We start from the raw sequence: 24,385 nt of genomic DNA on the forward strand, positions 1-24,385 counted from the left end.
CTTCCCCCGGTTCCTCCCATGATGATTGGACTGTCAATGTCAACGTCGACAGCGACCTCACCGACCCTGCGCAGGTCGATCTCGAACACCCTCAAGGGCTCGGCGGGCAACCTCGTCGAGTGGTACGACGTCTACGTCTACTCGGTATTCGCAACGTACTTCGAGTCGCAGTTCTTCGCGGCGGACGAGAAGAACTCGTCGATCTACATCTGGGCGATCTTCGCCGTCACCTTCCTCATGCGCCCGATCGGCTCGTGGTTCTTCGGCCGCTTCGCCGATCGCCACGGGCGCCGACTGTCGCTCACCGTCTCGGTCTCGCTCATGGCTGCGTGCTCGATCCTGATCGCGCTCGCGCCGACAGCCGAATCGATCGGCGTCGGCGCGGTCGTGATCCTCGTCTTCGCACGTCTGCTGCAGGGCTTCGCGACCGGTGGGGAATACGGCACGAGCGCGACGTACATGTCCGAGACCGCCATCTCCGGTCACCGCGGGTTCCTGTCGTCCTTCCACTACGTCACGCTCGTCGGCGGGCACGTGCTCGCGCAGCTCACGCTCATGATCATGGTGCTCACGCTGCCCGAAGCAGCGATCGCCTCATGGGGATGGCGCGTCGCCTTCGTGATCGGCGGTGCGGGAGCGCTCGTGGTGATCTGGCTGCGTCGCACCATGGACGAGACCCTGGAGACCGCGACGCTCGAAGCGGTGCGCTCGGGAGCGTCCCGCGAATCCGGCTCCATGCGCGAACTGCTCGTGCACCAGTGGCGTCCGCTGCTCACCTGCTTCCTCGTCACCGCTGGCGGTACGGTGGCGTTCTACACCTACTCCGTGACCGGCCCGTCGATCGTGAAGAGCGCGTTCGCGGGGAGCGACGTGCTGGCCGGAACCGTCATCAATCTCATCGCCCTGACGATCCTCATGCTGCTCCAGCCCCTCGGCGGCTGGATCTCGGACCGCGTCGGCCGCAAGTCGCTGCTCGTCTTCTTCGGGATCGGGGGAGTGCTCTACACCTGGGTGCTCCTCACCCAGCTGCCGCAGCAGCAGAACCCGATCATCGCGTTCACGCTCCTCGTCGTCGGCTTCATCATTCTGACGGGGTACACCTCAATCAACGCGGTGGTGAAGGCGGAGCTCTTCCCGACGCACATTCGCGCGCTCGGCGTCGGGTTCGGGTACGCCCTCGCCAACTCGGCATTCGGCGGGACCGCGCCGCTGCTGTACCAAGCGGCCGGCGAGACGGATCGCGTGACCTGGTTCATCGTGTACGTGACCGCGGTGATCGCCGTGTCGCTGCTCGTGTACATCTTCGTGCTGAAGAACAAGAGCTCGAACTGGCTGGATGACGAGGCCGGGATGCGCTCTCGTGTCCGCGGTGCATCCGCCGCTCGCGCGGGCGAGATCGCAGACACCGCTTCCGCCCGCGCGTAGACTGGCCGCCTCACTCGCTGGGGAAGGAGTCGATCATGCAGCTGGCGCGCGTGCACAATCTCGCCGTCTCGCTCGACGGGTTCGGTGCGGGGGCGGACCCTTCGCTGGACGCGCCGTTCGGCCATGCTGGGATGCGACTGATGGAGTGGTTCTTTCCGACGCAGACCTTCCAGGCGCAGACCGGGCAGCGGGAACGCGTGGACGTGCAGGGGGCGAGCGATCCCGATGATCGGTATGCGAGGCTATCGTTCGTCGGGATCGGCTCCGAGATCATGGGCGCCGGTAAATTCGGCCCGCCCGGCTGGCAGCACGACCCGGCCTGGACGGGGTGGTGGGGCGATGAGCCGCCCTTCCACTCACCGGTCTTCGTCTTGACGCACACGCCTCGGCCGTCCGTGACCCGCGGCGACACCACGTTTCACTTCATGAGCGCTTCGCCCGCCGAGGCTCTGGAAGCCGCACGCCAGGCCGCCGGCGGCCTCGACGTGCGCATCGGCGGCGGCCCCACGACAGTGCGCGAGTTCCTCGCCGCCGGCCTCATCGACCACCTGCACGTGGTCCAGGTGCCGATCCTGCTCGGGCGAGGGGCGCATCTCTGGCGCGGCCTCGAAGGGTGGGAGCGCGAGTACGATGCTGTCTCGGAGACCACGCCGAGCGGGGTCACGCACCTCACGTTCACGCGGAAAGACGCCGCTCGTTAGCTATCGCCTGCGTCCCTGTCTCTCACCGCTCGCGCGCGGGGAGAGACGGGGAGAGACAGGGAGAGACGGGGAACCCAGAGCAGGTCTCGTCAGTAGTTGGAGGGCGGATCGCTTCCCGGGAACGACTCCTCGCCCCATTCGTCGGCCAGAGCGTCGTCATGCTCCCCGCGCAACCGCCGCGCCGCGCTCGATGCGCTCTCAGGCGCCTCGGAACCACCCTCCGCTGCAGCATCGGGATCGGCGGGAATGGCCGGCGTCTCATCGACGGCATCCGCGTCGGCGCCGAGCGGTGTAGCGCCGGACGGGACTGCGGCGTCCGCATCGCTGTCCTCGCCGAACACATCCCGGTCCTCCCGGAACGCGCGACTGCGGGCGTAGGCGTGCGCGGCACCGAGCATTTCGGCTTGCGCCAGCGCGCGCTCCCCGAGCTCGTCGAACACCGCGGCGTCGAGGTCGAGGTCGGCGGCGTGCTCGCTGAGCACCTGCCACAGGCCGAGCTTCCCGATCACCGCACTGCGCAGCAGTTCGAGCTCCAAGATGAGGGAGAGCGGCGAGCGCGTGAACGTGCGTCCGTTCAGCTTCAGCCTCCCGACGCGCTCACCCACCCACGACGCGGCCTGACGGTAGAAACGGCGCCGCACCTCGAGGTCGTCGATGAGGTGAGCGAGGAAGGCGCGCTCGAGCCGGAGCTCTTCGGCGAGTTCTGAGAGCCCGGCGTAGACAGGAGTGTCGATGTACGCAGCAGACATGCGCTCCATGCGCTCAGCCCCTGCGGTCGCCCCGGTCAGATGGTCGGAGAGATAGAGGCCGAACAACTCCCAGTCGAGTTCGCCGGCCTCGTTCGAGACGCCTGCGGAGGGGTCGTCCGCGGTCGCCGACGGCTCGTCGGACGTCGAGGCAGCCTCGGCGCCCGCTCCCACACGTCCGTCGAGTGACGAGAGACGCGCCTCGTCGACATCCCGAGCTCGAAGCGGCAGCGATCCCGTCCCTCGACCGTCGATCATGCCCTCGAGCAGCTCTCGCAGGGCATCCGCAGCCGAGTGCTTCGGCTGCCAGCCGAGCTCGCTCTTGGCGCGACCGTTGTCCATGTGCGGCGCCCCCAGCGCGAGGTCGAACCAGCCCGCGTCGACCGACACGATTCCGGCGCGGTACGCAGCAGTGACGAACCCGCGCACCACCGCTGTCGGAAGCTCGAAGAAGCGTCCGTGGTCGATGATGTCGGCCAGTTGTTGCGCTCCGAGCACGTCGTCGGCGCAGATGTTGAAGGCCCCAGGAGCGCGCTGCACGATCGCGGCGAGGTACGCGTCCGCCGCGTCATCGGCGTGGATCGCCTGGACGCCGCGCAAGCCCTTCGGCAATGGGAGGGCTGGCGGTTTCGCCCGACCGAGTGCCTGCACCGGGACGGCGCTTCCGAGGAAGTACCTCTGAATGGACGATGCAGCATCGCCCTGGAAGGTGAGCGCCGGTCGCATCCGCGTGATGGTGAGAGCAGGGAACTCGCGGGCGAACTCGTCGAGCACCTCCTCCTGCGCGGCCTTGTCGACGCTGTACTGCGACGACTCGATCCCGCCCCGTTCCCAATCCTCGGTGCGGAGGGACCGTGACGGATCGGCGGCATAGACGCCGACCGACGACGCGACCACGACGTGGCCGACCCCCGCCTCGGCCGCCGCGCGCAGCACGCGGCGGCTCCCATCGACGTTGACGCGGCGCAGGAGTTCGCGTTCGGCGATGGGTTGGATGAGCCATGCCAGGTGGACGACAGTGTCGACTCCGGAGAACGCCTCCCGGAGGGCTTCGACAGCCGACTCCTCTGACGAGGCCGCAGCGATGTCGATGGAAGACCATTCGCACGACGCATACGGATCCACCGTGAGATCGGGCATGCGCCGAGCGATGCCGAGCACCGACCCGACGTCCGGGGAAGCGGCGAGTGCGCGCAGCAGAGCGGTACCCGCGTTGCCCGTGGCTCCGACGACCGCTACGCGGAGCGGCTCGCTCGCGTCGTCCGCGCGGCCGGCATCGGCGGCGCTCGCCTTCGAGGGTCGCGCTCCGTTGACGGGTACTGCAGGAGTGGCCGGCACCGCGTGCGCGGCTCCGGCCGATGCATCTTGAGACTGGGGTCGTTCGGGCATTGCTGTCCTCCTCGAATCGCTCGTGTCTTCAGAATGCCTCGTCGACGACGTGGTCGACAGGGGGTTGCGTGCTCTCGTCGGAGGCGTCAAGGCCCCTGCGGCGACGATTCTCCCCCCGTAACGTCGGCAATTGCGCCGTAGATCTCATCGGCGCGGAAGGAGCGAAACTCGATGGTTGAATCCGCTATTCAGGGCCGCGTCGACGACCTCGTCGAGCGCATCGCCGAGCGTGCGTCGGATGCAGGTCGGTCTGTCGCAGTCGCCGAGTCGTTGACGGGGGGTCAACTGAGCGCGGCGTTGTCCGCGGCGCCCGACTCCGGCACCTGGTTCCACGGAGGGATCACGGCATACCATCCGGAGGTGAAGTACTCCCTCCTGGGGGCTCCGAGGGGGCCGGTGGTGACGGAACCGACGGCGGTGGCGATGGCGGAATCCGCCGTACGTCTGCTGCTGGCCGATGTCGTGGTCGCAGTGACCGGAGTCGGGGGACCGGAACCCGACGAGGGCAAGCCTGCGGGGACGGTCGTGCTCGCGATCACCGGAGGGGACTCGCCGACGAGCGTCGAGCACCTCTCGTTCTCGGGCGATCCGATCGAGGTGATGCAGAAAACCGTCGAGGCCGCCCTCGAAGCGGTACTCGGGCGCCTCGCCCCGACGGACTGAACCGGGGTCTCGCCCGTCTCGGTGCGTCGGGCACGCGGACCGCACGAGCACCGATCCAGAGCAAGAGCAACAGCGATGAGCAGAGGAGCACATGATGCGCGCAGTGACGTGGCAGGGCAAGCGGAAGATCTCGGTCGAGCAGGTGCCCGATCCGGTGATCCAGGAACCAGGGGACGCGATCGTTCGAGTGACTTCGACGGCGATCTGCGGTTCGGACCTCCACCTCTACGAGCTGTTCGGGCCGTTTCTCGACGCCGGCGACATTCTGGGCCACGAGACGATGGGCGTCGTCGAGGAGGTGGGCCCGGGCGTGACCTCATTGCAGGTGGGGCAACGGGTGGTGATCCCGTTCAACATCTCGTGCGGAGCATGCTGGATGTGCACGCGCGGCCTGCAGTCGCAGTGCGAGCGCACGCAGGTGACCGAGTACGGTTCGGGGGCGGCGCTCTTCGGCTACACGAAACTCTACGGTCAGGTGCCCGGCGGGCAGGCCGAGCTGCTTCGGGTGCCCATCGCGGACTACAACACCATCCCCGTCGGCGAGACCCTCCCGGATGAGCGCTATCTCTTCCTCAGCGACATCCTCCCGACAGCTGCGCAGGGCGTGGCCTACGCAGGAGTCGGGCGCGGAGACACGGCACTGGTGCTCGGACTCGGCCCGGTCGGTCAGTTCGCAGCGCGTCTCGCCGCGCATCGCGGGGCGCGGGTGCTCGCCGTCGACCCGGTGCCGGAACGCCGGGAGATGGCTGCACGCCACGGCATCGCCGTATGCGAGCCCGGTGACGTCGACGAGGCCGCCGTCGACTTCTCCGACGGGCGCGGGCCCGACGCCGTGATCGATGCCGTCGGCATGGAGGCGCACGGGAGCCCAGGCGTGCACGCAGCGCACACGGCCATCGGTGCACTGCCCGACGTGCTCGCGAAGCCGATGATGGAGCACGCCGGCGTCGATCGCACAGCCGCCCTGCTGCAGGGGATCGATCTGGTGCGCCGCGGCGGGACCGTCTCGATCAGCGGAGTCTACGTCGGCAACGCCGACCCGCTGCCCATGAAGACGCTGTTCGACAAGCAGATCACGATCAAGATGGGCCAGTGCAACGTGAAGCGGTGGATCGACGATCTACTGCCCCTCGTCGAACAGCACGACGACCCGCTCGGCACGGCCGATCTCACCACCCATCGGGTTCCGCTCGCGAGTGCCCCGGAGATGTACGAGCTCTTCCAGAAGAAGGAGGACGGGTGCATCAAGGTGGTGCTCGATCCGGCGGCGGACTCCGCCGATACCGGCTCGGCGCCGGGTCGTTAGAGCTTCGCGAACCGCGCGCGGAAGAAGCAGAACACCCCGTATGCCAAGAACCCTGCACCGATGAGCACGATCCAGACGGGCCCGCCCGGCAGGTCGTAGAGCGAGGTGATGGCCGAGTCGAGGGCTCCGGCCGAGCTCGAATCTCCCCGGACGCCGGCGGCGGCCAGGAGCACGGCGACGACGAGCAGGGCTCCGCCCTTGGACACGAACCCCACCGCGCCCAGGGCAGCGATCGCGTGACCGGCGCGGCCGGACGGGAGCTCCATCTGCTTCCGGAAGCTCCGGGACACGCCCATCCAGATCCAGGCGATTCCAACACCGGCCACCCCGAGGCCGACCAGGACGAGCAGGACCGTTCCGCCCGGAAGGGTGAGCAGCCCGCGGCTCGCATCGCGAGTGGTGCGGTCGGGATCGGGGCGTGCGCCGACGGCGATCGCCGTCGCGATCCCGCCCATGACGCAGAACGCGATTCCCTGCCCCCACTCGGCGAGCCGGCGCCCCCAGCGCTGCTTCCGAGAGTTGCGGCTGAGGGCGAAGCCGTCGACGATGTGGAAGATGCCGAGGGCGAAGAGGAGCAGTGCGACCGCCCAGAGGCCCGCGAGACCGAACGGAGCCTCGGCGATGGATGTGAGAGCTCCCACCTGATCGGCTTCCGCGCGGCCCTGGCGCACGACGAGGGCGATTGCGAGGACCCCGATCAGCCCGTGCACGATGCCGGTCGCCACGTACCCTCCCCGCGCCAGTGCGCGAAAGGTCGTGGTGCTCTCGGTTCTGCGAGCAGCAGATTGCAATCGGTCGTCCATGGGTCGAGGCTAACGGATCAGAGCGCACGGACCTGCGCTGCGCCGTTCGCCGCGCGTATCGTGGTCTCATGGACCATCGCATACTCGATCGCGTACCCACCGCTGCCGAACACGCTGCCCTCGCAGCAGCGGTCGGATGGCAGTCCCACTTCGATGACGAGGTGCGCGGTGCCTCGCTCGCCGCGTCCCTGGCCGGTGTTGTGTGCGTCGACGAGCACGGGTCGGTGATCGGCATGGCGCGAGCCGTGGGCGACGGACTGCAGTACGCGTACGTGCAAGACGTCGTCGTCGATCCGGAGCACGAGGGAGCGGGGATCGCGACCGATCTCGTCTCACGTCTGATCGAACTGCTGCAGCCGGAGGGTGACATCGAGCTCTTCGTCGGTCTCTTCGCGAGCGATGCCGCGGTCGGCGTGTACGAATCACTCGGATTCACCACCGATGACGCGACCGGCATGCATCGGAAGCTCCGAGGCTCCGGTTCGTGAGGAGCGCAACCCCCTCGTCCGAAATGGAAGCGTTTCCTAGGCTCGACGCATGTCAGTGAACAAGCTCAAGCTCGTAGCCACCGGTGCCATCTCGCTCGCGCTCCTCGGCGGAACCGCCGGGTGCGGCGGAGTCTCCCCGACCGAGGGCTCAGGGGAAGTGCGCGACCAGCACGACGCACCGAACGGACTCGCGGACGAAGTCGAGGAGCAGATCGATGATCGTCTCTCGAACGGCGACCCCGAAGGCGTCAGCGCGGACGAGACCGACCTTCTCGAGCAGATCGACGAGTACGAGAACGTCTCGACGGACACCATTCGCGTGCTCGTCGAGGGCGAGCTCAGCGAGGCCCAACGCGACGACCTCGCCTCCGCCGTGTTCGCCGCTACGGAGAACGACGCGCTCGGCACCGTGCTGATCGTGGATGCGACCGGTGATGAGACCGAGCACACGAGCTAACGAACAGGGACCGCGGGTGTCAAGGGGCGTGCGGGTGACTTCTGCGCGACTCTAGGCTGGCGGGATGACGCGTGAACCCGAGGCTGCCTCGCAGCCCCTCGATACGAAGCTGCGCCGCTCGGTCTCCGGCCTGCTCCTCTTCGCCTTCATCCTCGGAGATGTGCTCGGAGCCGGCATCTACGCACTCATGGGGGTGCTGTCTGCAGAGGTCGGCGGCATGCTGTGGGCACCGCTCCTGCTGGCTCTGCTGCTCGCGCTCCTCACGGCGGGCTCGTACGCGGAACTCGTCACGAAGTATCCGAAAGCGGGAGGCGCTGCCGTCTTCGCGGAGCGGGCCTTCCAGAAGCCCGTCATCTCATTCCTCGTCGGGTTCTGCATGCTCGCGGCGGGCGTCACGAGCGCTGCCGGCCTGTCCATCGCCTTCGCAGGGGAGTACCTGCACACGTTCGTGGAACTGCCGACGACGCTCGTCGCGATCCTGTTCCTGGTCGTCGTGGCCCTGCTCAACGCTCGAGGCATTCGCGAATCCCTCGGCGCCAACCTCGTGATGACGGCGATCGAGGTCAGCGGCCTCGTCATCGTCATCGTGGTGGTCGGCCTGCTCGTCGGGAACGGCGGAGGCGATCTCTCGCGAGTGGTCGAAGGGCCGGAGGGCGTCGGCACGGCGGCCGCGGTGCTCGGTGGTGCCATCATCGCGTTCTACTCCTTCGTGGGTTTCGAGACCTCGGCGAACATGATCGAGGAAGTGCGCAACCCGTCTCGAACCTACCCGAGGGCGCTCTTCGCCTCCCTCGCAGTCGCCGGGATCGTCTATGTGCTCGTCGGGCTCGCGAGCGCGATCGCCCTGCCCGCCGATGAACTCGCCGAGTCGAGCGGCCCCCTGCTCGACGTAGTGGAAGCCTCCGGCTCGCACGTGCCGTCGTGGGTGTTCAGCGCGATCGCGCTGATCGCCGTAGCGAATGGTGCATTGCTGACGATGATCATGACGAGCCGACTCGCCTTCGGGATGGCCGAGCAGGGGCTGCTCCCCGCCCAGCTGGGGCGGGTGCTGCCGAAGCGGAAGACGCCGTGGGTGGCGATCATGGCGACCACCCTCGTCGCGGCGCTGCTCACGCTGGTCGGTGACCTCGCCACGCTTGCGGAGACGGTCGTGCTGCTGCTGCTCTTCGTGTTCTTGAGCGCCAACGTGTCAGTGCTCGTCCTGCGCCGCGACCGCGTCGAGCATCAGCATTTCCGAGTGTGGACCTTCGTGCCCGTGCTCGGCATCGCCTCGTGCATCATGCTGATGACGCAGCAGAGCGGAACGGTCTGGCTCTTCGGGGCCGCCCTCGTCGGGGTCGGTGTTGTACTGCACCTGCTCGCACGCTGGAATGCACGTCGGAACGCGAGTCGGAGCGACGAAACTCCTGAGGTCAAGGCATGATGGGGTGACCGCGAACGCCGATGGAGGGGGCCGAAGATGACGTCGACGAAGAGCGCGGCTCGCGCCCCAGTCGTATCGGTGGGCCGCAGATTCGCCGTATGCGCCGCCTCCGCGGCAGTGCTGATCGCCGCCGCTGTGATCGGACAACTGGTGTTCAGTCTGAGTTTCGAACCCGATGAGCCGCTGTTCTTCTTCACGAACTTCTTCAGTTTCTTCACGATCCTGTCGAATGTGCTCGCGGTCATCGTCCTGACGGCGTCGGCCGTTGTCATATCCCTCGGGAAACGTCCCCCGCTCTGGTTCTGGGCGGTGTTCACGGCGATGTCCACCTACATGGTGACGACGGGGATCGTGTACAACGCCTTGTTGCGGGGCGTGTCGCTCGACCAGGAGTCGACTCTCGGATGGTCGAACGAGGTGCTGCACCTCATCGGGCCGCTCTTCGTTGCAGCGCTGTGGTGGTTCGCGCCAGCGCGCGCGGGGCTCTCTTGGAGGCATCTGCGCCTCGCGGCCGTATTCCCCCTTGCGTGGGGGGTCTACACGGTGCTGCGCGGCGTCGTCGTCGGCTGGTATCCCTACCCATTCATGAATCCCGCTCAGCCCGGCGGGTACGGCGCCGTACTCGGTTACATGGCTGCCATCGCCGCGGTGATCATCGGCGTCGACGCGCTGCTCGTCGGGCTGAGCCGCAGGACGCGCGAGCGCGCCTGAAGCTCAGCCCGACGACGGAGCAGTTACTCCTTCCTCAGGACATCCTGAGCCCGGCCGGCGATCTTCTCGGCCAGGTTCGGCACGTCGGTCGTGCCGTAGAAGCGCGCGTCCGGGTGCGTGGGCGGCGGCATCGGCACTCCGGCCTCCGGGGCCTCGTGGTAGCTGAACTCGCCGAGTCCATCGGGAGTCGGTCCCGATGCCCAGCTGCCCTCGCTCGCGGCCGCTCCGTCGGAGAAGTTGATGTACTGGTACGACACGTCGCGCTCCTCCTTGCTGATCGGGAAGTTGCTCGGAACCGGAAGCGATTCGACGCCCTCTTCCTGCAGTTCCGCGGCTGCCGCGAGCCACTGATTCTGGTGCATGGTGTCGCGGGCGAGCAGGAAGCCGAGCAGATCGCGCACTCCGTGGTCGTCGGTCATGTGGTAGAGCCGCGCGACCTGCACGCGCCCCTGCATCTCGGCGTTCGCATTGGCCTGGAAATCGGCGAGCAGGTTGCCGCTGCTCGTGATGAAACTGCCCTGCCACGGATTCCCGTTGCTGTCGACCGGGCGCGCGCCTGCACCGGCGACGATGCCCTGCTGCACGTCGGTGCCGCCGATGATCGCGGCCACGGTCGGATCGCTCTGCACCGCCTCATCCGTGATGCCGAGCGGCGACTTCTCGAGGAGCTGCGCGATCATCACGGCGAGCATCTCGACGTGTCCCATCTCCTCCGCGCCGATGCCGAAGACCAGGTCGCGGTACTTCCCCGGGATGTGCATGTTCCATGCCTGGAATTGATACTGCAGAGCGACCGTGATCTCGCCGTACTGCCCGCCGAGCACCTCCTGCAGCTTGCGTGCGTACACCGCGTCCGGCTTGTCCGGGCTGGCCTTGTGCTGGAGTTCCTGCCGGTGAAAATACATCGTCCGTTTCCTCTCCGTCGCCGGTCGGAGGGCCGCGGCTCGGCTCTGCTGCGACCGACGATGCCACCCAGCCCACACCGGATGCGGCGTGATCACGACGGGGTTGCAATCGGGAGAAGCGTGACGTAAACGCGGGGGCTCAGGGCGAGACGTCGAAAGCGTGCAGCCGGAGATCGTCGCTCAGTCGCGCACTCGCCAGATGACCGCGGACGCTCGTCCCTTGTTCGTCGAGCGGTGGGCTGAAGACTGCGGCGCCGAGGGCGCCGGGAGCCGAGAGCACGATGGCGCCCGAGACGCTCGACTTCGCCGGAACACCCACTTCGCGCATCCAGCGCCCGGAACCGTCGTACACGCCGCACGTCGCCATGACGGAGATGACGTCGCGCGCGACCTCTCGGGAGATGACGCGTTCGCCGGTGCACGGATTGACGCCTCCCGCTGCGAGTGTCGCTCCCATGACCGCGAGGGCTTCTGCGTCGACGAGCGTGGCGCACGCGCGGGCGTACACGGTGATCGCATCGTCCGCTTCGACACGCAGCGTCCCCTCCGAGCGCATGAGATGCGCCAGGGCGAGATTGCGGTCCCCGAGTCGCTGCTCCGCCTCGGCGATCTCCTCGTCGACGCGCAGCGACCGCCCCGCGAAGGCCGAGAGCCCCGCGGCAATGCGCTCGGCGCGGGCAGCGGCATCGTCGCCGTCGACGATCGAGCTCGTGAGGAGCGCGCCGGCGTTCACCATCGGATTCGGCGGCCGGCCGGTGCCGCTCTCGAGTTTGATCGCATCGAAGGCCTCACCCGTCGGCTCGATGCCCACCCGCTCAAGGGCGGCGCGATTCGTGTCGTGCAGCGCCAGCGCGAACACGAACGGTTTCACCGCCGACTGGATGCTGAACACCACGTCGGACTGCGCGCTCGAGCGAAGGTCGCCGTCCAGGGTGACCAGGGCGACGCCGCAGAGCCCGGGGTCGGCTTCGGCGAGCTGGGGGATGCTCTCGGTCACGGCACCGCCCCGATGGGGAAGCATCTGCTCGCGCAGTGCGTCGAGGTCGTAGCTGCGGGCGTCCGGGGCTCGGTTCATTCCTCTAGCTTGCGGGAGAGCCGGGCTCCGGAGGCTCGATCGTGCGGCGCGGCGTTGAAGCCGGTCACGGCGCCGGCGCCTGCATGCAGAAGCGTCGCTCCTCCCAGGAGAATCAGGAGGAGCGACGCTCCGGTGATGTGCGACCGCGTCAGAGCAGATCAGGATTCTTCTTGACGAACTTCTCCGCTTCTTCCTCCGTGATCGCGATGAGACCGCGCGGTGTATGCGCGAGCGAGTTGAGCGCCCGCACCCACGCTTTGCTGAGTTCCGGCTCGCGGCTCCCTGAGAAATGGAAACCGATCGAGACGTACGGCGACAACCAGACCGACAAGCGCCCATCGCCCTGGTCGTGCGGCTTGTGCCAGCTGAGGAAGAAGCACTCCTGCTTCTTCAGTTTCTGCCCGATGACGAACTGCAGGTGGGCCAGCAGTCGATCCTCGAACTCGTATTCCCGTTCCCCGTGTTTCAAATACCCCATGATCAGCAGTTTGCCAGTGGAAACAATTCACGGCAGGGCTGTCTTTGCGGCGTTGAATGTGGTACCCCGGTTCGGTCGAGCCGGCTACTTCACGGGTTCTGCGCGGAGGTTTCCGGGATAGCTGTTTCCAGTGGCTTCGGCGACGGCCAGGGTGCCGTCCTCTTTCGTCACGATCAACCCAGTCGTCGAACTCGCCGATTCCCCGAGTCGCTGCAACCACTCTTTATTGATCTCCGGTACACGGCTCCCCAGGAACTTGAACGTGAGCGTCGTCTGGGGCGAGACCCAGATCGCCGTGCGACCGTCGCCCACGCTCATGCTGTCCTTCCACGACATCAAGAACGCCTCGTCGCGCATCAGCTTCTGCACGATGATGATCTGGAGGTGCGCGAGCAGTCGGTCCTCGAAGTGGGTGGTGAGGCCGTCGTATCGAATGAATCCCATGAGCTTCTGATCCTTTCATTCCGCGACATTCGAGTGGTCGCGGGGAAGCTCGTCAAGTGTCTCAGGAAATCTGGTGCACGAAGAGCCGCGGAAGAGAAGATTACCGCTTCTCGTCCGACGTCGCGCGCGTCTGGGATCGCTCGAGTGCTCCACCGGTTCGATGAGGCGGCGGAAGGGCGAGCTCGTCGAGATGATGCGTGACCGTGTCGAGGGCATGCTGCGGCGCTTCCGCATCTCCGTCCCAGAGCCCGAGCATCGCGACTCCGTCGAGGAGTGCCCGCAATCGCCGCGCTTCGAACGCGGCGTCGCGATGAGCGTGGAACAAGCGCGCATCGACGAGGATCCCGATGGCGGCGACGCACGCGCGGTCGACCGCGGCGCTGAGCCGTTGCGCCGCGGGACGCAGCGCCTGGTCGGTGAGCGCGAGCACGCCGAGTTGCACCTGCGCGACGAACTCGAGGCGGCGCACTCCGTCCAGGGGGAGGAGCTGCGCGAGCAGCGCCTCCGCGAGCTCACGGCCCGAGAGGTCGAGGGCGGCGATTCTGGCCGTCGCGCGCTCCTCGATCAGTTCGAAGCAGTACTCGCGGAGGTCTTGCTGCGTCGGGAAGATCCTGCGCAGCGACGCGGGTGCGAGTCCGGTTTCGGCGGCGACTCCTCGTACTGAGAGGCTCGCGAGACCGTCGCGCTCGAGGATTCGCAGTGCAGCTCCGGCGATCTCCGCGGTACGCGCCTCAGTGTCGATTCTGCGGGGCATGGGTGTCAGCGTAGTGCGGTGGCAGCGTTGCGGGCGCTTTCGGCCAGAACGTGTAGCTCACCGCCCACACGAGATCGATCGCGAAGATGATGCCGAGGATGCTGAAATACCCGGAGAGCGCCTCGGTGCGTCGAGGGTCGTCGACGAGCGCGATGATCGCTCCGAGGATCACGGCGGCGACGGTCACGGCTGCGGCGGTCGTCAGCACGTCTCTCCAGCATTTGAGCGTGTAACGCAGCCCGCTCAGCTTCTCGGGGGGCGGGCCGCCGGCGAACCGGTGCTTGAATCGCGCGTCGGCCCAGACGACCATGCGCTTGCCGTAAGCGACCGAGATGCCGATGTAGATCGCTGCGAGCCCGTGCTGCCACGAGGCGGTGCCCCCGCCGAGGAGGTCGAAAGTGACCAGGGCGAGCAGGATCACGTCGATGACAGGAGCGACGATCAGCAACGCCGCACCGAGCCCCGGGCGGCGGAAGAGATAGCGTGCCGAGAGACCGGCGATGATCGCCAGCCAGAAAGCGACCTCGCAGATCACGATCGCGATCAGGATCATTCGTCTCCTCCATCTGTAGCGCTGTTCTTTGTTTGAGTACAACTGTACTCAAACAAAGGCCATCGCGTCGGGCCCTATCGCAGGTGCTGAGAAACGGTCTGCGCGGCAGGCGCAGCATGCACAGGGGAAGGCGCTCGAGGAGACCATTGCGAGGCGCCTCTCCGGCAGCTATGAATGAGCGCATGAACGACATGCACCTGCTCACATTGGCGAGCCTCACCGACCTCGTGCGTTCGCACCCGGGCCTGCACGTGCGCTACTCGGAAGGACCGGAGCATGACGCAGCGCAGCGCAGCATCGACACCGAGAGCGGGCTCGAACTCCCCGGCCTCTCAGTGAACCCGCTCGATGCCGAGCAGTGGTGGACCCGGCCCCTGGAGGACTGGCTGTCGAGGCAGCTCTGTCAGTACAGCCACCTCGCCGAGAAGAACCCCGACCGCTACGCCTGGATTCTGCGCGGAACCCACGTAGGGCGAGGCCCTGACTGCGAGCCGTTGCTCCGCGACGTTCACGCGGTCGCCACCCTCGACGACGAGCTCATCAGAGAAGCTCACGCCCACTACCGCACCCGTTTCGATGCGGGGCGCGGTCCGGAGTGAGGGCCGGTCGCACTGGCCCGGCATCGGCGGCGTCTGCGCACCATCGCTTCGATGATCTGAGAGAATCGATGCATGTCGTCGACTCGCTCCCGCATCGCCGCGCGCGGCGTCGCAGCGGCGGCGGTGTCGACCTTCGTCGCCCTGCTCTCCCACGTCGTCGGCGGTGGTGCCGTGCCTGGCGCGATGGGAATCCTCGCGCCGCTCGTGCTCTCCACGTTGGTCTGCGTCGCACTCGCGGGGCGCACGCTCTCCCTCCCTCGTCTCTCGGTTTCAGTCGCCGCGAGCCAATTCCTGTTCCACGCACTGTTCGTGCTGGGCGCATCGCGGACGAGTGAGACGACGACGAATGCTCTGCCGCATCACGCCCACGGCTTGACCGGCTCCGCCGCTGCACCCGTGATGCCCAGCGCTCATCTGGCGCACGCGGGCACGAGCATGTGGATCGCGCACGTGTGCGCTGGAGCGCTCACGGTGGCAGCGTTGTACTGCGCGGAGTCGGTGCTCGCGTCGATGGCGGTGCTCACCCGTCTGATCGTGTCGCGACTGCTTCCCGTAGCTCCCGCCACCGGCAGCCGAATCTCCGCAGCTCCGTCGCTTGCCGTCGTTCCGGACATCGCGTCGACGCTGCTTCCGCTCGGCGTGTACCCCTCGGTGACCGCCCGTCGTGGCCCACCCGTTCCCGTGCTGTTCCGCTGATCCACTCCGCCGACGCTCCGCCGCTGTGCTTCGCGCGCCTCATCGCTGCGCTGGGAGACCGCAGCCGCAGCGAATCGGGGAGTACCGTGCACCCGGAATCGTCGCGTCCGCCGCTGTGACGGCTCGCCTTCGAACGAACCGGTGCACGCGTTCCTGAACGCGCTGCTGTCTCAGACCGCACCATCGTGCGGTCGAGAACGGTGCCGCCTTCTTCGATGACCCCTGCCATCACCCGATGAGGCTCAGCCATGACCCCTACACCGTCCACTCGCCTGCCGACCACCCCGGCCCGTTCACCCCGCCGAATGCTCACGCGCCTCACGACGCTGGCGTTCGCAGCGCTGGTGATGATGCTGGGGAGTGCGAACCCCGCGTTCGCGCACGACCAATTGCTCTCCAGCGAGCCCGCCCAAGCAGCCGTGCTCGCTTCGTCCCCCGCGCAGGTCGCGCTCGAGTTCTCGGACAACGTTCTGACCGTCGGCGCCGTCATTCTGGTCGTCGATCAGGGCGGCAAGGATTGGGCGGGCGGTGCGCCGACGTTGGATGGGCCCATGGTGAGCGTGCCGATCGACGGCTCGCTCCCCGACGGCGCGTACGAAGCGCGCTGGCGAGTGGTGTCTTCCGACGGGCACCCGATCAGCGGCATCGTTCCGTTCACCGTCGGCGATGCGAAGACGGCGGAACAGACGCAGCCGGAAGAGCTTGACTCGCTCGATGCGCGCGAACCTGCGCTTCCAGCCGGCTCGGATGCGTCGGCGTCGACGAGTCTTCCGAACGAGGCATCCGAACCATCGGACTTCGGGCGGACCATCGCAATCGGAGCGGCGGGAGCCGCAAGCGCGCTGCTCGTCTTCATCGTCTGGTCACTCAGGAAACGCGGCAAGAACACTCCGTCGGATCCGTCCTCGCGACGATCCGAATCTGCAGAAACACATGAAGCACTGTGAAAGGCACTCGTATGTATACACGCACCACTCAGAACTCTCTTCTCGCACTCACTGCCGTCGCGCTCGTCGCGCTCACGGGGTGCAGTACCGCCGCATCCAACGCTCCAGAGACCTCGGCTCCTGCGGCCGGCGAGGCCGTCGTCATGGAGGACGGCTGGGTCAAAGCCGCCGATAGCGGCATGTCGGCCGCGTTCGGCGAGCTGGAGAACACCGGCTCCGATGACGTCACCGTCGTTTCGGCGAGCACGGAAGCCTCGAGCGCTCTCGAACTGCACGAAACCATCGAGAACGAGGCCGGAGAGATGATCATGCGCGAGAAGACCGACGGCTTCACCATCGAAGCAGGTGACAGCCTGTCGCTCGAACCCGGCGGCAACCATCTGATGCTCATGGATCTCACCGACCCCATCGCGGCCGGAGACGAGATCACGTTCACGCTCACCTTCTCCGACGAGTCGACGTACGAGTTCACCGTTCCGGCGAAGGACTACGCGGGCGCCAACGAGAACTACGAGGGCGACGATGCGGACGAGCACGACATGGAGATGAGCGGGGACATGGAGATGGGCGGACACTCGGAATGACCTCGGACCGTACCCCCGACACCGGGCGGACGGGCGTCAGCCGGCGGGGGCTCCTCTTCGGAGGAGCCGTCGCCGGCCTCGGCGCGGCCGCCGCCGTCGGCGCCGACGCACTGCTCAGCCGGGCGAAGCCCGGCCACGCGCCCGGGGTCGCGAGCGATACTGCGGCGTCGATCCACGGAGGCCACACAGTCGATTTCCATGGCGCTCACCAAGCAGGGATCACGACGACGCCTCAAGCGCACGCCACCTTCGTGGCGCTCGACCTGCACGACGGGACCGACCGGGATGCACTGCGACGGATGATGCAGATTCTCACCGAGGACGCGGCCAGGCTCACCCAGGGCGGGCCTGCTCTCGCTGACTCCGAACCGGAGCTCGGTGCAGTGCCGGCACGGCTCACGGTCACCTTCGGATTCGGGCCGGCGCTCGTCGCACGCGCAGCGGGACCGTCCGCGATTCCCGAGTGGCTCCGCCCCCTGCCAGCATTCACCATTGACCGTCTCGAACCGGGTTGGAGCGACGGGGACCTCCTCCTGCAGATCGCTTCCGACGATGCACTCACTGTCGCCCACGCAACGCGCATGCTCCTGAAAGACGCGCGGAGCTTCGCGTCAGTGCGGTGGACGCAAGTCGGCTTTCGTCGAGCGTTCGGTGCTGAGAAGCCGGGTACCACGATGCGGAACCTCTTCGGCCAGGTCGACGGCACCGCCAACCCCTCGCCCGAAGATCAAGACTTCGACCGTCTCGTATGGGCGACCGACGGATGGTTGGCGGGCGGTACCGGATTCGTGCTGCGGCGCACGCACATGGATCTCGACAAGTGGGATCGTCTCGATCGGAGCGGGCGGGAGCAATCGATGGGTCGCACGCTCGCGAACGGAGCCCCACTGACGGGCGTGCACGAACACGATGAGCCCGATTTCGACGCGAAGACGAACGTCGGGTTCCCCGTGATCCCGGAGTTCTCGCACATCCGACGAGCGCGCTCGGAGAACGCGGATGAACGGATCTTTCGTCGCGCCTACAACTACGATCATGCTCCATCCGGCGGCGAGATATCGGACAGCGGGTTGCTCTTCGTCTCGTTCCAAGCCGACGTGACCAAGCAGTTCGTGCCCATTCAGCGTCGTCTCGACGAACTCGACCTGTTGAACGAATGGACCACCCCAGTGGGTTCAGCCGTGTTCGCGATTCCTCCAGGGTGCAGCGAAGGCGGATATATCGGCGAGACGCTCCTCGGGTGAGGGGAGCCTGGTCGCGTTGCAAGTTCGTTCGGGCCGGAGCCCGCGGCGTAGGAATGCAGAGGCGTCCCTACTGCAACTGACCAGACCACTACTGCAGCACTCACCAGCGCTCCCGCCCATCGTGCAGCAGGCCGTAGGTTCTCAGCTGTTGTTGCCGTGCGCCATGGGAAAGGTCGATGCAGTGGATTCAGCGGTGTTGTGGAGTGAATTCGGTCCGATGGCCCTGTGGTTGGGAATCGGGTATGTCGTCGTGACCGTGATCGGCATCGGGCATACGTGCTTCAACGGGTTCGTGCTCGGCATGCACATGCCAGACGGCGTCGAGAAGAAGTCCGAGTACGACGTTCCGGCATATACGGCAACGCTTCCCTTTCATCCCTTGTACAACATCGTGGTGTGGCCGTTCATCGCGTGGGGGTACTTCCACGCTGCTCAGCCGTCAAGTATGTGGACGGCGGCGATAGGCGTCGGAATTGTCTGGACAACAGTGATTATTCTGGTCGACATTCCGGGGTGGATCTTGATCAAGCATCCGTGGTCGCTCACGTGGCGCGAGTTCTACGTCGACTACCAGCCGTGGATCACGCTGGTGTACCTGGCCATCCTCGTGAGCCCCGTGATCACAGCTTCGGTCATGACAATCGCAGCGTGAGATGAGACAGTGAGTACCTATCGCAGAAGCCTGGTCCGTGCGGAGGCGCCAAAACGATGATGGAGACGGCTTCGGCCCCGCGACGCCCCGAATTGACCCCCGATCTGAGCGGGGACGAGCTCTTGCGCTGGTACTGGCTCAAGAACGAACTGGCGGCGCTCGCGCGCACTCTCGGCATCAGCGCCAGCGGAAGCAAGGAAGTCCTGACACGGCGTCTCGTCGCCGCGCTCGACGGTGACGGCTTCACCGAGCCGACGCCGAGGAATACGGCGGGTGGCGCGCAGCTTTCGGACCCGGTCGATGCCTCGAGCATCATCCCTCGCGGTCAACGATGCAGTCAGGTCGTTCGGCGATGGTTCGTCCGGCAGGTTGGAGTGAGCTTCCACTTTGATGCGACGATGCGCGAGTTCTTCGCGCAGGGCGACGGAACTCGGACGCTGCAGGATGCGCTCGATCATTACACGGCGACTCGAGACTCGCAGCAGACGGAGATCGACCCGCAATTCGAGTACAACCGATTCACGCGCAAATGGCACACGGATCACCCGGAGACGACACGGGAGGATCTCCTGGCAGCGTGGCAGCTGTACCGCAGCCAATCGGTGGATGAGCGCGGTCGTGTCTGAGGCGTGGTGCATTATGCGCAACCGCATCCCTCGGGTACCGAATTCTCGGTGGGGGACTACTCGCCGTGTTCCGTGCGTGAGACTGGGCTCGCGGAGGCGTCGAAAATTGGTCGGCATGAGCACCGCGCCTTCGAAACCCTCGGCAGTCCCCGACACATGGAACCGCCTCCTGCAACCGTATCTGACGCATCTCGGCACGCAGGGGTCCCGAACATCGACGATCGAGACCCGGCGCCAACACCTCGAATGCCTGGCTCGCGGCATCGAAGCCGATCCGCTCGACGTGACCGAGACGCGACTCGCGCAGTGGTGCGCAGCGCAGACCTGGCGTCCCGAATCCCGTCGAGCGAGACTGACGAGCTTTCGGCTGTTCTGGCGCTGGGCGGGGAACGAGGGGCTGCTCGACGACGTCGCCATGGGGATGCCTCAGGAGCTCTGCCGAAGCTCCCCTCCCGAGCCGACACCCGATCTCGTGTACCTGCACGCGCTGCGTCGTTCAGATGCGCGAAGCCGCATGATCCTCCGTCTTGCTGCTGAAGTGGGGTTGGGCCGCAATGAGATCGCGCGCATCCACAGTGAACGCGACCTGCTGCTGCATGCCGACGGGTGCGCGCTCGCCGTCGGTGGCGTCGGAAACGGTGCTCGATACCGTCCGTTGCCGGAGGAGCTGTCGTCCGAGCTCTTCGACTCGGGGCCGGGGTGGGTGTTTCCCGGCAAGGACGGAGGCCACCTCTCGCCGCGCTGGATCAGTGCCCTCGCGACGCGAGCACTGGGGGCAGAATGGACTCTGCGATCGCTGCAGCATCGATTCGCCGTTCGCACCTGCGCAGTCGACCGCGTCGCGTTCGCACTATGACAGCTGGAGAACATCCATGAACTTCACGGTCCGTTGGCGCTCCTGGTGGCGTGGGTGGTGCACGACATCGAAGAAGCCGTCGCTTTTCCTGCCGAATGCGACAGGCTCGCGGATCGTGCCGGCATCGAGTTCCTGCGCATGGGCCGACGCCAATCCTGGGCTGCGGTCGGATTCATGGGGCTCCTCGTGGCGCCGATATGCGCGGCGGGCGTCCGCACCACTGGCCGGTCGGGGCAGTACCGGGCGGTGGTTGCGGGACTCGAGGGGCACGTGGTCACCCATGCGCTCTCGGCCGTGGCACAGCGCCGATATACGGCGGGCGTCATCACAGCTCTAACGGTGATGTGGCCCGGCGCGAGGCTCGCGCGGCGCGAACTCAGTCGCAGTGGACACCCGTTGCGGCCGCGCGACTACTTCGCGGGTGCGGCACTCTTGCTTCCGGCCGCCTTCACCAGCCAAGTGCTGGCGCGGCTCGTGCAGGAGGGGGCGCGTGCGCCACGACGACATCGTCGGAGCTCGACGAAGCGCTTCAGCGGAAGGCGTGGGTGAGGAGTTGGAAAGCGGTGCCCGTGCCGTTCCAGAGCACATGCACGGCAACCGGAACGAGGATATTGCGATTGGATACCAGGTAGGCGATCGAGAACGCCACGGCGCTTCCGACGTAGAACACCGCGAGCGGCCACTCCTGAACTGACGTCACATGCATGAGGCTGAACGGAAGGGTCGACAGTACGAACGCAAGCGGGGTGGGGAGGTGCTGCTGCAGAGACCCGAAGGGGATCTGGCGAAACACGAGCTCCTCGACGATCGGAGCGAAGAGGCCGACGACCCCGAGCAACAGCAGCGCCTGAGGGAGCGACGAGGTCGATGCGAGGAGTTCCGCGTCGATCGCCGCCTGGTTGCCGCCCGGTTCGATCCTCCCGATGATGAGTACAACGATCCCATACAGCGCTGAAGCGATGCCCATCATCCCGAGTCCGGCGAGCACCCATGCCGCAGCTCTACCCGGGCGTGCTTGTACTTCGCGCCACCCGCGTCTCCCTTCTCGTCGGAATACCCAGGTTCCGAAAGCGGCGAGCGCAATATAGAGAGCGTTCTTCACGCCGTTGAATACCTCGACCGTGACGAGAGCCTGGGCAACCTCCATCCAGATGAATAAGGCAACGTATGCGGTGAGAAAGGCCGCAATCCCTCGGGCCTGCAGCGTCGGCGGTGATCCACGGTGAGCAAGCTGCATGGAAGACCCCCGATTCTCAGTCCGTAGGACGCCCTGATTTCGCCCGCGAGAATGACGATAGTGCTGCGACCGTCGATGTTCGGCCGGACGATGGTTGTTGCGCAGATGTTCGTCATATTTGGGTATTCGACGAAGCGAAGTCGTTCACGCTGCGGGTGCGGGTGCGGGGGCGGGCTCGGCGGTCGGGTGCGGGGGTCTGCGGGTGGTGCGCCCTGCGGCGAGCCGATCCCTCGCCTGATGGGTCGCCCGACCGACTTCGACGAGTTGCGTCGCCTTCGCGAGGCCTCTGGGCTTCGTCGATACGTACATACTCTCCGCTCGATCGACGACGAACGTCTCGTGCCAGATGCCCACAGCGCCCGGTGCTTTTCGGGCCATCCGGTTGAAGCGGGTCCAGGCAGGGCGGTGCTCATGAGACGATACAGACGCGTAGGCGTAGAGCTTCTCGACCGACGACCAATACTGGATCACGGTCGGCCCGCCCTCACCGAGCAGGAGGTGGAAGCCGAGCAGCCCTGAATCGGGGTCCGCGCTGAGTTCTCGCAGCATGCGAGGCATGGCGCCGAAGACCGGCACCCAGAGGTCAGGTCGCCACCATCGGTTGATCTGCATCCCAATGTGAAAGATGACGAGTTCGCCCTCGTAGCTGTGGGTCATTCGCCCTGATGCAATTCGTGACATTCACGTTCTCCCGTCTGGATAGAGGAACTATCTATACTGGATAGCGATACTATCTCAATCAAGAGGTGAGTATGAGAATTTCGGAACTATCAGCGCGCACCGGCGTCACCGTCCCCACGATCAAGTTCTATCTGCGTGAAGGGCTCTTGCCCGAAGGGGAACGGAGTGCCCCGACGCAGTCCTCCTACGGAGAGAAGCACGTGGATCGGCTGGGCGTGATCCGCGCACTACTCGATTCTGGGGTGAGCGTCGCCGAAACCCGGCGGGTCGTCACCGTGCTCGATGCTGCACCTGCGCGTCCCGAAGCCGTTCTCGGGCAGGCACATGCTGCGGTCACGCCTCCCGGGGACGAACAACTGGACCTCGCTGAGGCCGAGCGTCTCGTCGAGGGGCTCGGCTGGGTGCCGGGGGCGTGCGACGCCGCGGTCTTGCGCGCCGTGGCGCAAGCGCTGCGAGGATTGGAGAAGGTGGGATTCGCGGTGCCCGACGCGGTGATGGCGGAGTATCTCGTAAGCATGCGAAGGATCGCGGATACCGAGATCGCTCACGTTCCCACCGAGTCTGCCGACGCTGCCGTGCGCTACGTGGTGCTCGGGTCAGTGCTGGTGGAACCATTGCTGCTGGCGCTGCGCCGCGTCGCGCAGCAGGTGAGTTCGGGGGAGCGCTTCGCTTCGGAGTCGTAGCGCGCTCATGTCGAACCGTGTGAATCGAGGCGCCCCGGCACCTGAATGGCGTGCGCTCACCGAATCGGTGGGCCCACGCCACGGCGACGGCTAGCGGCGAATGCGGCGCCTTCCGGCTACGAGGGCGCTTGCGCCGAACCCCACGGTGACAAGCGTTCCGAGAATCCAGGCGGTCATGTCGGGAGCTCCGGTCTGAGCGAGGCGCGCATCGCCCGCGTTCAGCATCGACCCATCTGCGCTACCGTCCTTCGAGTACATCGCGGGACCCTCGGCTGGCGGTGCTGCGGGCGGGGGCGCAGGTGACTCACCGGGAGGGGAGACCGGCGGGCCATTGGGCGCGTCGACCGGCGGCTCAACTGGCGGGCCCACGGGTGGATCGACGGGCGGGGTCACCGGCGGGTCCACAGGCGGGTCCACCGGCGGGTCTACCGGCGGGTCCACTGGTGGGTCTACCGGTGGGTCGACTGGCACGTCGGCCGTGCACGGGCCTCCGGTGAACGTGTTGGTGTCGAGGGACACCGTTCCGGTTCGAGCCAGGGCGCGACCTTCAATGGTCGCTCCAGTGTCAACGGTCACGGATGCCATGGCGAGAATGCTCCCGACAAAGGTGGTGTCGGTGCCGAGCGTGGCTGAGCTGCCGATCTGCCAGACGACATTGCAACTGGTAGCACCGTTGAGGAGCACGACACTGCTCGATGATGCTGTTGTGAGCGCGGAGCCAATCTGGAACACGAAGACAGCATCAGGGTCGCCTTGAGCATCCAACGTCAGCGGACCGGTGAGGCCGATGGAACTCGCGGCGTTGTACACGCCGGGAAGCAACGTGAGCCCACCGATATCGTCTGCGATGCTCACGTCTGGCGCCTGATCGGCAGCCGCATTGTAAGCAGTGACGAGGTCCTTCTGAGCTTGCGCGGAGTGCGCGTCAGCAACGTGCGGTTCGCCCGGAGCGATGCCGGGCGGGAAGCCACTGATTGCGGTTCCAGGGCTTACTCCGAGGTTCGCGTCGAGCACGCTCGGGCCAGTGTTCGTGACTGATTCCCCTCCCAGCACGGAGTAGGCGCCCGCTGTGCCGAGGTTCACCGGCGTTCCGATGGCGTATGCGGGGAGCGCGAAGCCGAGCATCCCAAGGGAACCGACGAGGGCAATTGTCGATCCCGCCCAGAGGCGAGAACCGCGACGGCGGATACGAGTAGACGTTCGATGAGCGTGTGGTCGGCTTCTCATGGAAGCTCCCAAAATTTCCTCGTATCGCGAGG

29 protein-coding genes are annotated in these 24,385 nt (G+C 66.5%); 18 read left to right on the top strand and 11 right to left on the bottom strand.

Annotated features, from left to right (window positions below; all coding sequences use genetic code 11):
• Positions 1–36: 36 nt before the first annotated feature.
• Together JE033_RS10700 and JE033_RS10705 are read left to right on the top strand one after the other, a co-directional pair.
• On the top strand, positions 37–1,425 hold the full coding sequence (locus tag JE033_RS10700; RefSeq protein WP_090150585.1) for an MFS transporter: 1,389 nt from the start codon (positions 37–39) through the stop codon (positions 1,423–1,425).
• 35 nt (positions 1,426–1,460) lie between these two features.
• The gene (locus tag JE033_RS10705; protein ID WP_200331520.1) at positions 1,461–2,126 is read left to right on the top strand and encodes a dihydrofolate reductase family protein; all 666 of its coding nucleotides are present in this window, start codon (positions 1,461–1,463) and stop codon (positions 2,124–2,126) included.
• A gap of 89 nt (positions 2,127–2,215) precedes the next feature.
• Here JE033_RS10705 and JE033_RS10710 read toward each other — a convergent pair whose 3' ends face one another.
• Complete coding sequence (locus JE033_RS10710) at positions 2,216–4,261, bottom strand: NAD-dependent epimerase/dehydratase family protein (RefSeq protein ID WP_200331522.1); 2,046 nt, start codon at positions 4,259–4,261, stop codon at positions 2,216–2,218.
• A 171-nt stretch (positions 4,262–4,432) separates the two neighbouring features.
• Here JE033_RS10710 and JE033_RS10715 point away from each other — a divergent pair, with 171 nt between their 5' ends.
• Positions 4,433–4,924 (top strand): CinA family protein, encoded by a 492-nt coding sequence (locus JE033_RS10715; RefSeq protein ID WP_200331524.1) that lies wholly within the window; start codon positions 4,433–4,435, stop codon positions 4,922–4,924.
• 94 nt (positions 4,925–5,018) lie between these two features.
• Positions 5,019–6,230, top strand: a complete 1,212-nt coding sequence (locus JE033_RS10720) for a zinc-dependent alcohol dehydrogenase (RefSeq protein WP_200331909.1) — start codon at positions 5,019–5,021, stop codon at positions 6,228–6,230.
• Here JE033_RS10720 and JE033_RS10725 read toward each other — a convergent pair.
• Complete coding sequence (locus JE033_RS10725) at positions 6,227–6,955, bottom strand: DUF1206 domain-containing protein (protein ID WP_370567947.1); 729 nt, start codon at positions 6,953–6,955, stop codon at positions 6,227–6,229. The two genes, JE033_RS10720 and JE033_RS10725, sit on opposite strands and share 4 nt — an antisense overlap.
• 146 nt (positions 6,956–7,101) lie before the next feature.
• Between JE033_RS10725 and JE033_RS10730 the strand changes: the two genes are divergently transcribed.
• The 4 genes from JE033_RS10730 (at position 7,102) to JE033_RS10745 (ending at position 10,112) form a co-directional block, all read left to right on the top strand.
• The gene (locus JE033_RS10730; RefSeq protein WP_090150571.1) at positions 7,102–7,521 is read left to right on the top strand and encodes a GNAT family N-acetyltransferase; all 420 of its coding nucleotides are present in this window, start codon (positions 7,102–7,104) and stop codon (positions 7,519–7,521) included.
• A 49-nt stretch (positions 7,522–7,570) separates the two neighbouring features.
• A complete protein-coding gene (locus JE033_RS10735) occupies positions 7,571–7,978 on the top strand; it encodes a hypothetical protein (protein WP_090150568.1) in 408 nt (135 codons plus the stop codon).
• Between the two features lie 64 nt (positions 7,979–8,042).
• Positions 8,043–9,401: an APC family permease gene (locus tag JE033_RS10740; RefSeq protein WP_090150565.1), complete on the top strand. Its 1,359-nt coding sequence runs from the start codon at positions 8,043–8,045 to the stop codon at positions 9,399–9,401.
• Positions 9,402–9,437: 36 nt separating this feature from the next.
• The gene (locus JE033_RS10745) at positions 9,438–10,112 is read left to right on the top strand and encodes a Pr6Pr family membrane protein (protein WP_200331528.1); all 675 of its coding nucleotides are present in this window, start codon (positions 9,438–9,440) and stop codon (positions 10,110–10,112) included.
• Between the two features lie 23 nt (positions 10,113–10,135).
• On the opposite strand, the gene JE033_RS10750 is transcribed toward JE033_RS10745, so the two are convergent.
• The 6 genes from JE033_RS10750 to JE033_RS10775 form a co-directional block, all read right to left on the bottom strand.
• Positions 10,136–11,017 carry a manganese catalase family protein gene (locus JE033_RS10750; protein ID WP_090150559.1) on the bottom strand — a complete coding sequence of 294 codons (882 nt, stop codon included), beginning with the start codon at positions 11,015–11,017 and terminating at the stop codon, positions 10,136–10,138.
• Between the two features lie 139 nt (positions 11,018–11,156).
• A complete protein-coding gene (glsA, locus tag JE033_RS10755) occupies positions 11,157–12,092 on the bottom strand; it encodes a glutaminase A (protein WP_090150556.1) in 936 nt (311 codons plus the stop codon).
• 148 nt (positions 12,093–12,240) lie between these two features.
• The gene (locus JE033_RS10760; RefSeq protein ID WP_090150553.1) at positions 12,241–12,570 is read right to left on the bottom strand and encodes a hypothetical protein; all 330 of its coding nucleotides are present in this window, start codon (positions 12,568–12,570) and stop codon (positions 12,241–12,243) included.
• An 84-nt stretch (positions 12,571–12,654) separates the two neighbouring features.
• On the bottom strand, positions 12,655–13,014 hold the full coding sequence (locus JE033_RS10765) for an ATP-dependent DNA ligase (protein WP_200331530.1): 360 nt from the start codon (positions 13,012–13,014) through the stop codon (positions 12,655–12,657).
• 100 nt (positions 13,015–13,114) lie between these two features.
• Positions 13,115–13,768: a TetR/AcrR family transcriptional regulator gene (locus JE033_RS10770; protein ID WP_200331532.1), complete on the bottom strand. Its 654-nt coding sequence runs from the start codon at positions 13,766–13,768 to the stop codon at positions 13,115–13,117.
• The gene (locus JE033_RS10775; protein ID WP_200331534.1) at positions 13,746–14,321 is read right to left on the bottom strand and encodes a hypothetical protein; all 576 of its coding nucleotides are present in this window, start codon (positions 14,319–14,321) and stop codon (positions 13,746–13,748) included. The genes JE033_RS10770 and JE033_RS10775 overlap by 23 nt, the downstream gene beginning before the upstream one ends.
• Before the next feature lie 182 nt (positions 14,322–14,503).
• On the opposite strand from JE033_RS10775, the gene JE033_RS10780 reads away from it, so the two are divergent.
• The 9 genes from JE033_RS10780 (at position 14,504) to JE033_RS10820 (ending at position 21,074) form a co-directional block, all read left to right on the top strand.
• The gene (locus JE033_RS10780; RefSeq protein ID WP_234037430.1) at positions 14,504–14,920 is read left to right on the top strand and encodes a DUF6098 family protein; all 417 of its coding nucleotides are present in this window, start codon (positions 14,504–14,506) and stop codon (positions 14,918–14,920) included.
• A 72-nt stretch (positions 14,921–14,992) separates the two neighbouring features.
• Positions 14,993–15,616: a hypothetical protein gene (locus JE033_RS10785; protein ID WP_200331536.1), complete on the top strand. Its 624-nt coding sequence runs from the start codon at positions 14,993–14,995 to the stop codon at positions 15,614–15,616.
• Positions 15,617–15,864: 248 nt separating this feature from the next.
• Positions 15,865–16,563 carry a copper resistance CopC family protein gene (locus tag JE033_RS10790; RefSeq protein ID WP_200331538.1) on the top strand — a complete coding sequence of 233 codons (699 nt, stop codon included), beginning with the start codon at positions 15,865–15,867 and terminating at the stop codon, positions 16,561–16,563.
• An 11-nt stretch (positions 16,564–16,574) separates the two neighbouring features.
• Complete coding sequence (locus JE033_RS10795) at positions 16,575–17,147, top strand: copper chaperone PCu(A)C (RefSeq protein ID WP_200331540.1); 573 nt, start codon at positions 16,575–16,577, stop codon at positions 17,145–17,147.
• Complete coding sequence (locus JE033_RS10800) at positions 17,144–18,391, top strand: Dyp-type peroxidase (protein ID WP_200331542.1); 1,248 nt, start codon at positions 17,144–17,146, stop codon at positions 18,389–18,391. The genes JE033_RS10795 and JE033_RS10800 overlap by 4 nt, the downstream gene beginning before the upstream one ends.
• A gap of 217 nt (positions 18,392–18,608) precedes the next feature.
• The gene (locus JE033_RS10805) at positions 18,609–19,043 is read left to right on the top strand and encodes a hypothetical protein (RefSeq protein ID WP_200331544.1); all 435 of its coding nucleotides are present in this window, start codon (positions 18,609–18,611) and stop codon (positions 19,041–19,043) included.
• Between the two features lie 56 nt (positions 19,044–19,099).
• On the top strand, positions 19,100–19,669 hold the full coding sequence (locus JE033_RS10810) for a DUF6434 domain-containing protein (protein ID WP_200331546.1): 570 nt from the start codon (positions 19,100–19,102) through the stop codon (positions 19,667–19,669).
• 115 nt (positions 19,670–19,784) lie between these two features.
• Positions 19,785–20,525: a hypothetical protein gene (locus JE033_RS10815; protein ID WP_200331548.1), complete on the top strand. Its 741-nt coding sequence runs from the start codon at positions 19,785–19,787 to the stop codon at positions 20,523–20,525.
• Positions 20,526–20,570: 45 nt separating this feature from the next.
• Complete coding sequence (locus JE033_RS10820) at positions 20,571–21,074, top strand: HXXEE domain-containing protein (protein WP_370567956.1); 504 nt, start codon at positions 20,571–20,573, stop codon at positions 21,072–21,074.
• On the opposite strand, the gene JE033_RS10825 is transcribed toward JE033_RS10820, so the two are convergent.
• Both JE033_RS10825 and JE033_RS10830 read right to left on the bottom strand, forming a co-directional pair.
• The gene (locus JE033_RS10825; RefSeq protein WP_200331552.1) at positions 21,055–21,513 is read right to left on the bottom strand and encodes a CPBP family intramembrane glutamic endopeptidase; all 459 of its coding nucleotides are present in this window, start codon (positions 21,511–21,513) and stop codon (positions 21,055–21,057) included. The two genes, JE033_RS10820 and JE033_RS10825, sit on opposite strands and share 20 nt — an antisense overlap.
• 393 nt (positions 21,514–21,906) lie before the next feature.
• A complete protein-coding gene (locus JE033_RS10830; RefSeq protein WP_200331554.1) occupies positions 21,907–22,443 on the bottom strand; it encodes a DUF4188 domain-containing protein in 537 nt (178 codons plus the stop codon).
• A 71-nt stretch (positions 22,444–22,514) separates the two neighbouring features.
• On the opposite strand from JE033_RS10830, the gene JE033_RS10835 reads away from it, so the two are divergent.
• Positions 22,515–23,126: a MerR family transcriptional regulator gene (locus JE033_RS10835; RefSeq protein WP_200331556.1), complete on the top strand. Its 612-nt coding sequence runs from the start codon at positions 22,515–22,517 to the stop codon at positions 23,124–23,126.
• 90 nt (positions 23,127–23,216) lie between these two features.
• Here the strand turns inward: JE033_RS10835 and JE033_RS10840 are convergent, their stop codons facing one another.
• Positions 23,217–24,251 (bottom strand): ice-binding family protein, encoded by a 1,035-nt coding sequence (locus JE033_RS10840; protein ID WP_234037433.1) that lies wholly within the window; start codon positions 24,249–24,251, stop codon positions 23,217–23,219.
• Between the last annotated feature and the right edge of the window lie 134 nt (positions 24,252–24,385).

Source organism: Leucobacter sp. L43 (assembly GCF_016597785.1).
Classification (GTDB): Bacteria; Actinomycetota; Actinomycetes; order Actinomycetales; family Microbacteriaceae; genus Leucobacter; species Leucobacter alluvii.

Bases quoted from the DNA above. Each gene is read 5' to 3' on its own strand.
- JE033_RS10700 (WP_090150585.1), top strand. From the start codon at position 37: ATGTCAACGTCGACAGCGACCTCACCGACCCTGCGCAGGTCGATCTCG.
- JE033_RS10705 (WP_200331520.1), top strand. From the start codon at position 1,461: ATGCAGCTGGCGCGCGTGCACAATCTCGCCGTCTCGCTCGACGGGTTC.
- JE033_RS10710 (WP_200331522.1), bottom strand. From the start codon at position 4,261: ATGCCCGAACGACCCCAGTCTCAAGATGCATCGGCCGGAGCCGCGCAC.
- JE033_RS10715 (WP_200331524.1), top strand. From the start codon at position 4,433: ATGGTTGAATCCGCTATTCAGGGCCGCGTCGACGACCTCGTCGAGCGC.
- JE033_RS10720 (WP_200331909.1), top strand. From the start codon at position 5,019: ATGCGCGCAGTGACGTGGCAGGGCAAGCGGAAGATCTCGGTCGAGCAG.
- JE033_RS10730 (WP_090150571.1), top strand. From the start codon at position 7,102: ATGGACCATCGCATACTCGATCGCGTACCCACCGCTGCCGAACACGCT.
- JE033_RS10735 (WP_090150568.1), top strand. From the start codon at position 7,571: ATGTCAGTGAACAAGCTCAAGCTCGTAGCCACCGGTGCCATCTCGCTC.
- JE033_RS10740 (WP_090150565.1), top strand. From the start codon at position 8,043: ATGACGCGTGAACCCGAGGCTGCCTCGCAGCCCCTCGATACGAAGCTG.
- JE033_RS10745 (WP_200331528.1), top strand. From the start codon at position 9,438: ATGACGTCGACGAAGAGCGCGGCTCGCGCCCCAGTCGTATCGGTGGGC.
- JE033_RS10750 (WP_090150559.1), bottom strand. From the start codon at position 11,017: ATGTATTTTCACCGGCAGGAACTCCAGCACAAGGCCAGCCCGGACAAG.
- glsA (WP_090150556.1), bottom strand. From the start codon at position 12,092: ATGAACCGAGCCCCGGACGCCCGCAGCTACGACCTCGACGCACTGCGC.
- JE033_RS10760 (WP_090150553.1), bottom strand. From the start codon at position 12,570: ATGGGGTATTTGAAACACGGGGAACGGGAATACGAGTTCGAGGATCGA.
- JE033_RS10765 (WP_200331530.1), bottom strand. From the start codon at position 13,014: ATGGGATTCATTCGATACGACGGCCTCACCACCCACTTCGAGGACCGA.
- JE033_RS10770 (WP_200331532.1), bottom strand. From the start codon at position 13,768: ATGCCCCGCAGAATCGACACTGAGGCGCGTACCGCGGAGATCGCCGGA.
- JE033_RS10775 (WP_200331534.1), bottom strand. From the start codon at position 14,321: ATGATCCTGATCGCGATCGTGATCTGCGAGGTCGCTTTCTGGCTGGCG.
- JE033_RS10780 (WP_234037430.1), top strand. From the start codon at position 14,504: ATGAACGACATGCACCTGCTCACATTGGCGAGCCTCACCGACCTCGTG.
- JE033_RS10785 (WP_200331536.1), top strand. From the start codon at position 14,993: ATGTCGTCGACTCGCTCCCGCATCGCCGCGCGCGGCGTCGCAGCGGCG.
- JE033_RS10790 (WP_200331538.1), top strand. From the start codon at position 15,865: ATGACCCCTACACCGTCCACTCGCCTGCCGACCACCCCGGCCCGTTCA.
- JE033_RS10795 (WP_200331540.1), top strand. From the start codon at position 16,575: ATGTATACACGCACCACTCAGAACTCTCTTCTCGCACTCACTGCCGTC.
- JE033_RS10800 (WP_200331542.1), top strand. From the start codon at position 17,144: ATGACCTCGGACCGTACCCCCGACACCGGGCGGACGGGCGTCAGCCGG.
- JE033_RS10805 (WP_200331544.1), top strand. From the start codon at position 18,609: ATGGCCCTGTGGTTGGGAATCGGGTATGTCGTCGTGACCGTGATCGGC.
- JE033_RS10810 (WP_200331546.1), top strand. From the start codon at position 19,100: ATGATGGAGACGGCTTCGGCCCCGCGACGCCCCGAATTGACCCCCGAT.
- JE033_RS10815 (WP_200331548.1), top strand. From the start codon at position 19,785: ATGAGCACCGCGCCTTCGAAACCCTCGGCAGTCCCCGACACATGGAAC.
- JE033_RS10830 (WP_200331554.1), bottom strand. From the start codon at position 22,443: ATGTCACGAATTGCATCAGGGCGAATGACCCACAGCTACGAGGGCGAA.
- JE033_RS10835 (WP_200331556.1), top strand. From the start codon at position 22,515: ATGAGAATTTCGGAACTATCAGCGCGCACCGGCGTCACCGTCCCCACG.
- JE033_RS10840 (WP_234037433.1), bottom strand. From the start codon at position 24,251: ATGCTCGGCTTCGCGCTCCCCGCATACGCCATCGGAACGCCGGTGAAC.